We start from the raw sequence: 6,109 nt of genomic DNA, 5'->3' as shown, positions 1-6,109 counted from the left end.
CGTCTCCGCGACGCGCTTGCTGCTCAGCAAAGTCATGAAAGTCCCTTTCGGTGATGTCGAGACCGTTTCGGCCTCGACTGTCCGTGAGAGTAAAGGGAGGTCGCATTGACGTCATTACGAAGCCTGGACATATTATTATCCATTTACGCCAAACGGTGTGGTAGATCGAACGATGCCCATTCTCACAGACAGCTCCGTTGCGTCCGACTGGATCGAGCCTCGCCACACTGCTTGCGGCCTTGGCAATTGCCGTGGCTCTCCCGGAGCCGGCAAGCGCGCATCTTGTAAATACGCGCTTCGGCAATTTCTACGACGGGATGTTGCACCCTTTAACCGCTCTTGAGCATATGGTGCCTTGGCTTGCTCTCGGCATGCTGGTCGGGTCGGAACCGAAAACCGGACGATTGGCTCTTATCGCCTTTCCGGTCGGCTTGGGACTTGGCGTCGCCATTGGCTGCGCGCAGCCTGAACTAGCATTTCTGACGACAGCAAATATTGTCTCGATCCTCGTGCTCGGTGCTCTGGTTGCCCTGACCTTGCCGCTGGCACCCTTTGCTGTCGGCGCGGTCGCTTTTGTTATCGGCGTCAGCCACGGCTACTCCAATGGCGCGGCCATGACCGAGGCAGTGAACCCGGCGCTGTTTGCGCCAGGCGTGGTCGTTGCGGGCTATATCACCGTCCTCATCGTCGCTGCTATCACTGCAATCCTGACGCAGCGCTGGCGAGCGGCCCGCGTCGGTGTGCGTGCGCTGGGAAGTTGGATCTTCGCTATCGGCGTAATGATGCTTGGCGCAAGCGTTTTATGAAACGCTGTCACAAATCTTTCGCTGGGCGCCAGCTATTCTCAACCCGGCATCGCAATCGTGACATGACCAAATTGTCAAGTTTGGGTTTTCATGTCGTTCAACCGCGCGTCACGGGTAAGGGGCAATGCTGATAAGCCTTGTCTTCGGCTTGGTTTTTCTTTGGTGTGTAATCGTCATCGCTCGCGACGACTGGGCGTTTGGCATCGTGCCGGATTATCCCTTGCTTGCCCTTGGCGCGGCGGGAGTGGCTTTCGCGTTCTGCGATCCTGGGGCCAGTTACGCGAGCGCGTCGGAAACGTTCCAGCAACTCGCCGCAAGAGCCGCTATTCTCGGCTTCTTTGGCTTTTCTGTCGCTGCGCTCTTCAAGCTCGTTCGCGGGAGGAACGGGCTGGGTCTGGGCGACGTCAAGTTAATGGCCGCAGCTGGCGTATGGTCGCCCACGCTCAGCGGCTTCTATGCCATCACGTCCGCGTCCGTCGCAGCGTTGCTCTTGGCGTTGGGCGCGCAAGCATGGCGCGGTCAGTCTCCAGCGCTGACGGAGGCGCTTCCGTTCGCGCTATTTCTTGGGCCGGCCTTTTTTGCCTTCTGGGTCTTTGAAAGGATGAATTTGCTATCGCCCTAGGTCTGTCGCCATGCAGCGACCGCCCCATTGTCTGAAGGATTGCAGCTGTTTGCATACGATTTGAGGAAATGCTCATGAACCGCCTTCCACCTAGACGCATCAGTTTCCCGGAACCGCTGCACTTGTCGGGACAAGTTAAAGACTGCGGCGCGGCACCCAAAAGCGGCTCTCCGGGCTTCAGCCTGATCGAGCTGCTTGTCGTTCTCTCTATCATCGGCCTTATCGTCGGTCTGGTGGGGCCGAAAGTCCTCAACTATCTCGAGACAAGCAAGGTGAAGAGCGCGCGTTTTCAAATCGATGGCTTCAGCAAAGCGCTCGACCTGTACTTCATCGACGCCGGCCGCTATCCCAGCACGGCGGAAGGGCTCGACGCTATTGTTCGTAAGCCGGGCTCCTCGGCAGCCTGGAATGGGCCCTATCTCAAGAGCGACAAGCTCCCCGACGATCCCTGGGGGAACCGATACAACTATCGATCTCCCGGCGAGCATGGCAAATACGACCTCTACTCTTATGGCGCCGATGGCCGAGATGGCGGAGTCGGCAACGATGCCGACATCACGAACTGGGATGTTGGTGCGGCAACCGCATCGACGGAGAAGCGCTAAGCCGTGGCGATCTTTTCCTACAGCGCGCTTACTTTGAACGGCGAGCGCGCGCAGGGCACGGAAACAGCGGATTCCGTCGAACATCTACGTGAGATCCTTGCCGCCCGCGACTTGATCCTCAAGTCCGGCCGGGCGCAGCGCAGCGCAGCGTCGAGCCGGCGGCCGCCCTTCAAGCACATCGCGAATTTCAACCGGGAGCTGACTGTTCTCCTGCAGGCGGGGCTGTCCATTCCCGAGTCGCTCGCGCTTCTCGCTGTGCGTCCGGGGCAGCCAAGACTCGAAAAGGCGCTGCGACTCGTCTTGAGTGAGGTCAATCGTGGCGGTTCTCTACGGGAAGGGATGAGCAAGGCGCAAGGTGCGTTCGATGCCGATTATATCGCCCTCGTCGGCACGGGTGAGGAGGCTGGCGCATTGCCGAACTGCCTTCAACGCTATCAGAACTACGCCGATCTCAAGATGAAGATGCGGGCGCAAGTGTTGAAAACGATGACCTATCCCGCCGCGCTGCTGGCGACGTTATCGGCGGTGCTTACATTTCTGTTTCTGGAAGTGATTCCGAACTTCATTGGTATGTATCGGGAGCTTGGAAGCGAACTGCCCGCGCCTACTCAGATCCTTATCGCAATCGAGCGGCACTTCCCAGCCATAGCGATCGGGATTACTGCGATCGTGATTGGCGTCTGGATATTGGACCGCATTGCGGTATCAACCGCCAGAGGCGGGATTTTGCGCGACAGGCTCCTCCTTCAAATTCCCCTGCTGGGCGGCTTCCGACGCATTTCGGCCGCGGCCGCCACGGCGAGGATGCTATCCATCATGATCGCATCTGGCGCAACGGTCACGAAGGCGTTGACCCTCGCCACGAAAAGCGTCTCGGATCGAAACTTCGCCCACTTTCTCGATGACGCAAAGCGCGCCGTTCAAGAGGGCGTTCCTCTTTCGAAGGCGCTTGCCAGCGGAGGTCTTTTTCGGCCCATGAGCTTGAAGATGATTGCGGCAGGCGAAGCTAGCGGAAGCCTGGACAGCATGCTCGGCGCGGTAGCGGCGCAGCAAGAGGAGGAACTTGCCGACAGCCTCACCCGGCTGACCAGCCTCATGGAGCCCGCCGTTCTCTTGATTGCCGGTTTCCTCGTCGGTGGCGTCGTCGTGGCCATGTATCTCCCGATCTTCACACTGACGGAACTCATCAAGTGACGCCCGAAATCGCGCACCGCTATTGCCTGCCCTTCGACGATCTGAGCGGCGTCAAGATCGAGCCCGAGGCGCTTGAACGCTTGCCGGTCGCGGATGCGAGAATGCTCGGCGTCGCCCCGCTGCGTACCGAAGGACCCATTCTTTACGTCGCCACGAGCCGACCCGACGATCTGGAGCTTGAGCAGACGCTCAGCCTTTTATGCCGAAGTCAGATTGAGTTTACAGGCAGCCCGGCGGAGGCGATAGACGCCTTGCTCACCAAATCCGGCGACAGCCGCACGCTGCTCGAAGGCGTAAGGGAAGAGTTCAGCCTCGCGCTTGTGCGCGAAACCGAGCAAGGCAGCAGCGAAGCCATCGACCTCGACGCATTCGGCAAGGACGCCGCACCGGTGGTGAGGCTCGTCAACGAAACGATCCGTGCCGCGCTACAGAAGCAGGCGAGCGACATCCACATTCACTCGGACGCGGCGGGCGTCTCCGTCGATTTCCGGACCGATGGCGTTCTCACGCGGGCGCTCGGGCCTTTCGACCCCGCCTATCAGCCTACAATCGTGTCGCGGATAAAGGTCATGGCGGACCTCGATATCGCCGAGCATCGCATTCCGCAGGATGGCCGCTTCCGGCTTCGCGGCAGGCAAGGCGATATCGATTTTCGCGTTTCCGTATTGCCGGGCGTTCACGGCGAAGACATCGTCATCCGCGTGCTTGACAAAACCCACTTGATGGAAAAAAGCAGGGCGCTGACCCTTGAGGCGCTTGGCTACGAGGACAAAGACCGCGAAACGCTCGCCCGCATAGCCCGCGCGTCGGCGGGCATGCTCCTTGTCACGGGCCCAACCGGCTCGGGCAAAACCACCACTCTTTACGCCTGCCTTTCGGAGTTCAGCTCCCGGGAGGAAAAGGTCATCACCATCGAAGACCCGGTCGAGTATGAGTTGCCCGGCGTGTTACAGGTGCCCGTGGCCGACAAGAAGGGGCTGACCTTCGCCCGTGGCCTGCGGTCCATCCTGCGGCATGACCCCGACAGGATCATGGTGGGCGAGATCCGAGACCGGGAGACGGCGTCGATCGCGGTTCAAGCGGCTCTGACGGGGCACTTTGTCTTTACGACGGTGCACGCCAACAACGCCATCGACGTGATCTCTCGCTTCACGCATATGGAGATCGATCTTCATGAGCTTGTGGCGGCATTGAGCTGCGTCGTCGCACAGCGGCTCCTGCGCCGCCTTTGCGGCTGCTGCTCCGCTCCTCGCGCCTACGCTCAGCGGGAGCTCGCGGCCTTGGGCCTCAACGAGACGTCCATTGCTAGCGGTGCCTGGTGCGAAGCGAAAGGATGCGATGAGTGCGACGGCATGGGGTATGCGGGGCGCACGGTCGCCGCTGAAGTGCTTATCTTGACCCCCGAGTTGAAACAGATGATCGTGGAGCGCCGCGCCACCGAAGACATGCGAGCGAGCGGTGGCGTTGCGAAACGGGTTCCGGGAAATGCGGCAAGCGGCGCTGGCGAAAGCGGCCCAAGGCTTGACTTCGCTTCCAGAAGTCGCGCGGGTGACGTGATGCGCGTGATGTCGAGGGCTAGTTGCCTTGTGGAGATAGGCGCGGCGCATGTCTTTGGTGCGTGGCGCCCTCAAGCCTCGCCGCGTGCAGCGGAGAGAGAAGCGAAAGTTAGCTTTGGCGACGATCCATCCCACACGATGCGAAGTGCGCTCGACGAGGTTCTCGACGCCATCGTTCCGGGCCGTAGGGTAACATCGCCCTTCGTTCAGGTAAGCCTCGAAGGCCAGCGCATCCTGTCCGGAATCAAGCGCTTCACTGTGCTTCCCAAATCCCCCTCGGATCGCCGTCTCGTCATTTCTCAGCGCTTTTGCCGGGACCATCGACTCGAAGCGGACGCCTTCGACGTCATGGGCTGGCCCTTGGCGGGCGGCGAGAGCATCAAGAAGATCCTGTGTCTGGCGGTGGAGAAAAAGACGCTTAAGACGATAAGGGAAGCGCTGGCCGCCAAAGGTTTGCACGCCGATGTCATTGCGCCGGCATACCTGATGCGCCTGGAACAGCACAAGGAGAGCCTTGAAAGACCGGGCGTCGCCGTTTTCGACGATCACCATGGAACCTCGATCGCTGTGTGGGATGAAGCAGGCGCGCTCATACACCTCGCATCCATTGAGGCGCTCGAACCCTATGACGCGGGAGCCTCGGGCAGAATGCTGAATCGTCTGACCCGCTATGCGCTCGTAGCGGCGGAAGGCTCTGACACTCCAGCGACGATCTATGCAGAACAGTCCATCGCGGGGCTTCTCTCCGGCGCGGTTCTCCCTGAACGCGGCCTCAGGCTACTGCAATGGCCCGGCGCGCCGAGGGCTTCAGGGGCGCGGGCGTCATGAAAGGGCCGTTGCTAATCCCAGAAGCAAATTTCTCGCGCGACATTAGGGCGGTCTCGTTTGTCCTCGCGGCTGGCCTGATTGCGCTTTCAATCGGTGCTTTGGCGGTGACAATCGCGCTAGTTGCGGAAAGCGCGTCATACGGCGTGTCGAAGGACCGAGCCGTGCAAGCGGCCAAGAACGCTTCCGCTCACCTGGCGGAGCTGCGAGCGCGACCGCTCGATACGCCGGACGCCGCCTCGATCAGCGCGTTGCGCCGCCGAATCGACGCGGTGAACGCGCTCGACTTTGGCGCCGCGCCGTCCCTCGTGGCCGTCCTCTCGGCGCTGGAGGCGTTGACGCCGCCAAATGTTGCAGTTGCAAATTTGGAATACGATAGGAATCGCGGCTCTCTTGAAATGCTTGCCCTCTCCCGCTCCAGCGAAAAGTTGACCGCCTTCTTTGACAAGGCAAGCCGAAGCGCCTTCTTCAAAGAAGTGCGGCTCGTCGACAAGAAGCAGG

At 60.6% G+C, this 6,109-nt stretch carries 6 protein-coding genes; all 6 read left to right on the top strand.

Features of this window, described 5'->3' with window-relative positions; translation table 11 throughout:
• Window positions 1-239 precede the first annotated feature (239 nt).
• Entirely contained in the window at window positions 240-806 is a 567-nt protein-coding gene (locus tag T281_RS15930; protein WP_199502440.1) for a HupE/UreJ family protein, read from the top strand.
• 124 nt (window positions 807-930) lie between these two features.
• Complete coding sequence (locus T281_RS18015; protein WP_052037588.1) at window positions 931-1,428, top strand: prepilin peptidase; 498 nt, start codon at window positions 931-933, stop codon at window positions 1,426-1,428.
• Window positions 1,429-1,502: 74 nt separating this feature from the next.
• Entirely contained in the window at window positions 1,503-2,033 is a 531-nt protein-coding gene (gspG, locus tag T281_RS15920) for a type II secretion system major pseudopilin GspG (RefSeq protein WP_037241738.1), read from the top strand.
• A 33-nt stretch (window positions 2,034-2,066) separates the two neighbouring features.
• Complete coding sequence (locus T281_RS15915) at window positions 2,067-3,227, top strand: type II secretion system F family protein (protein ID WP_162173200.1); 1,161 nt, start codon at window positions 2,067-2,069, stop codon at window positions 3,225-3,227.
• Complete coding sequence (locus T281_RS15910) at window positions 3,224-5,611, top strand: GspE/PulE family protein (protein ID WP_052037587.1); 2,388 nt, start codon at window positions 3,224-3,226, stop codon at window positions 5,609-5,611. Before T281_RS15915 ends, T281_RS15910 begins: the two co-directional genes overlap by 4 nt.
• The coding region (locus T281_RS15900) for a hypothetical protein (protein ID WP_037241719.1) at window positions 5,569-6,109 on the top strand (541 nt) is incomplete at its 3' end. The genes T281_RS15910 and T281_RS15900, both read left to right, overlap by 43 nt.

It is taken from the genome of Rhodomicrobium udaipurense JA643, assembly GCF_000636015.1.
Lineage (GTDB): Bacteria > Pseudomonadota > Alphaproteobacteria > Rhizobiales > Rhodomicrobiaceae > Rhodomicrobium > Rhodomicrobium udaipurense.
Note: the sequence above shows the minus strand (reverse complement) of the source record. Positions and strands in the feature narration are given on the sequence as shown.